Raw genomic sequence first — 3,313 nt, 5'->3', positions numbered from 1 at the left:
GTCAATAAAAATATTAATAGCAGGAATAGTTGCAACAATGACCATGGGATTATTAGTAGGTTGTGGCGGAAAGGATACTTCCAATTCAAATAATAGCGGTAATAATACTAGTGATAATACAACAAAAGCTATAACTATTAAAATATCAGGTTCAACTTCTGTAGGACCATTAATGGAAAAGGAAGCAGAGAGTTACAAAGGTGAAAATCCAAATGTTACTGTAGAGGTTCAACAAATAGGATCTTCAGCAGGAATAAAAAATGCTATAGAAGGTATTAGTGAAATAGGTATGGCTTCTCGTGAACTAAAAGCTGAAGAAAAATCAGAGCTTGCTGAAACGGTAATTGCTTATGATGGAATAGCTCTAGTAGTTCATCCATCAAATACAGCAGAAAACTTAACTATGAAACAAATAAAGGACATATATACAGGAGCTGTAACTAACTGGAAGGAAGTTGGTGGAAGTGATGCCCCAATAGTAGTAGTTTCAAGGGAAGATGGTTCAGGAACCAGAGATGCTTTCCAAGAAATTGTAGGATATACTTCAGAAGAATTGGAGAAAAATGCAACTATAGCAGAAGGTAATGGAAGTGTTAAGACTACAGTTTCAACAAATGAAAATGCAATAGGATATATTTCTTTTGAACAATTAGATGATTCAATTAAGGATTTAAAAGTAGAGGGAATTGAAGCAACACCTGAAAAAGTATTAAGCAAAGAGTATAAATTATCAAGACCTTTCTTAGTAGTATATAAAGAAGATAAATTAACAAAGGATGGAAAACAATTTATTGATTATATTTTAAGTGAAAAAGGTCAAGGTATTGTTGAAGAAGCTGGTGGAATAAAAGTAAAATAGATAATTTATATGCCACAATGGGTATAGACCTTTAAGAAAAAAATTATCTTGAAGGTCTATTGAATTTAAATTGGAGGTCAAATATATGTCAGTGAAATCAGTTAAGACAGAAAAATCCCACAAACTTAAGGGGATAAAATATATCATTGATGGTATATCAGAGAATGTTTTTAAAGTATGTGCTTTAATAGCAGTAATAAGTTTAATTTTAATAATAGGTTTTGTATTTTATAAGGGGTTGACACCATTTATATCTAAAGGATATTCCTTTGGAGAATTTTTACTAGGAACAGAGTGGGTACCTAGTTCAGAAAAGTATGGAATTCTTCCTATGATAATTGCTTCTATATATGGAACTCTAGGTTCTCTTGTTGTAGGGGTACCCATAGGAATATTAACAGCTATTTTTATTGTTGAAATAGCACCTAAATCAGTAGCTAAGATAATGTCTCAGGGAGTGGAATTATTAGCAGGAATTCCTTCTGTATTATTTGGAGTCTTTGCCCTTGGAATAATAGTACCAGCTATTCAAAGTAAATTATCCCTTCCTAAAGGACAAAGTTTACTTGCCATTATAATAGTTCTTTCAGTAATGATGCTACCAACTATTATTTCAGTGGCAGAAACAGCTATAAGATCAGTACCCAAACAATATAAAGAGGCATCTTTAGCTTTAGGTGCATCTAAAATTGAAACTATATTTAAAGTAATTTTACCAGCAGCTAAGTCTGGAGTTTTAACAGCTATAGTACTAGGAATGGGAAGAGCAATAGGAGAAACCATGGCAGTAATCTTAGTTGCTGGGAATAGTCCTNNAATAATATAACAGATAGTGTAAGACCTCTCACTACTAATATAGCATTAGAAATGGGGTATGCCTTTGGAACACATCAAGAAATGCTTTTTGCAACAGGGGTAGTATTATTTTCTTTCATTCTATTGTTAAACTTTGTAATAGCTAAAATATCAGAAAAGGCGGGTAATTAATATGAGAAAAATAAAAGACAATATATTAAAAACTATTTTATGGTTATCTGCAGCTATTACAGCTCTAATTATTGCTATTATAGTAGGATATATATTTAAAAAAGGTTTTGGACTTGTAGATTTTAACTTTATTTTTGGAGATTATTCTCCCATAAATGGTGGTGGTATATTTCCTATGATTGTTACTACATTGTTAACGGTAATATTATCTTTATTAATATCAATTCCTATAGGGATTTGTGGAGCTATATATTTACAAGAGTATGCAAAGCAAGGAAGAGGAGTTAAATTAATTAGGTTTGCAACAGAAAGTCTTGCAGGTATACCATCTATAATATATGGACTATTTGGAACAGTATTCTTTGTATCTACTCTTAAATTGCAATTTTCAATTGTATCAGGTTCTTTAACATTAGCTATTATTGTACTACCTGTAATTATAAGAACCACAGAAGAAGCTTTAAAGGCAGTTCCTCAAAGTTATAAAGAAGGTGCAGTAGCTTTAGGTTCAACTAAGTTTGAAGTTTTATACAAAATAGTAGTTCCTAGTTCAATGTCAGGAATTTTATCAGGAGTGATATTATCTATTGGAAGAATTATAGGCGAATCAGCGGCAATTCTTTTAACAGCTGGTACAGTAGCTACAATGCCACAAAACCTTATGTCTAGTGGCAGAACTCTTACTGTACATGCTTATCTAGTTACTAAGGAAGCCGGAAATATAGAGCTAGCTTCTGCAATTGGGGTTATACTAATATTTATAATTTTAGCTTTAAGCTTGATAGCCAAGGGAATCACCAAAACAATAAATAAAGAAAAATTTTAATCATTAGAATGTAACTAGGAGGAAATATGATGTCAATAATATCTGTAAAAGATCTTAATTTACACTATGGAACAAATCATGCTCTTAAAAATATAAATATAGAAATAGATAAGAATAGTGTTACAGCTTTAATAGGTCCATCAGGGTGTGGAAAGTCTACTTTTCTTAGAACTTTAAATAGAATGAATGATTTAATTGATGATGTAAAAATAGAAGGACAAGTTTTTTTTGAAGATAACAATATTTACAAGGAGCTAAATGAAATAGAATTAAGAAAAAGAATAGGAATGGTATTTCAAAAACCAAATCCATTTCCAATGTCTATCTATGATAATATTGCCTATGGGCCTAGAATTCATGGAATAAAGGATAAAAAGAAGTTAGATGAAATTGTAGAGAAATCTCTTCAAGGAGCTGCTCTTTGGAAAGAGGTAAAGGATAGGCTTAAAAAAAGTGCTATAGGATTGTCAGGAGGTCAACAACAAAGACTTTGTATTGCTAGAACTATAGCTGTTGAACCTGAGGTCATACTAATGGATGAACCTACTTCTGCATTGGATCCAATATCAACTTCTAAGATAGAGGAACTTATGGACGTACTTAAAGAAAAATACACTATAGTCATAGTAACTCATAATATG

3 protein-coding genes and 1 pseudogene are annotated in these 3,313 nt (G+C 31.4%); all 4 read left to right on the top strand.

Annotated features, from left to right (window positions below; genetic code table 11):
* The first annotated feature begins 37 nt into the window (after window positions 1-37).
* Window positions 38-859 (top strand): phosphate ABC transporter substrate-binding protein, encoded by an 822-nt coding sequence (locus B2671_RS05745; protein ID WP_346869544.1) that lies wholly within the window; start codon window positions 38-40, stop codon window positions 857-859.
* An 85-nt stretch (window positions 860-944) separates the two neighbouring features.
* Window positions 945-1,846: pseudogene (gene pstC / locus B2671_RS05740) on the top strand (phosphate ABC transporter permease subunit PstC).
* 1 nt (window position 1,847) lies between these two features.
* Window positions 1,848-2,672 (top strand): phosphate ABC transporter permease PstA, encoded by an 825-nt coding sequence (gene pstA, locus B2671_RS05735; protein WP_346869543.1) that lies wholly within the window; start codon window positions 1,848-1,850, stop codon window positions 2,670-2,672.
* Between the two features lie 29 nt (window positions 2,673-2,701).
* Window positions 2,702-3,313 (top strand): phosphate ABC transporter ATP-binding protein PstB (gene pstB / locus B2671_RS05730; RefSeq protein WP_346869542.1); only part of this gene is annotated, 612 nt, incomplete at its 3' end.

Origin of the sequence: Clostridium sp. UBA5119 (assembly GCF_002414285.1) — a bacterium.
GTDB classification, from domain to species: domain Bacteria; phylum Bacillota; class Clostridia; order Clostridiales; family Clostridiaceae; genus Clostridium_J; species Clostridium_J sulfidigenes.
The sequence above is the reverse complement of the archived record's forward strand: the minus strand, read 5'-3'. Positions and strand labels throughout refer to the sequence as shown.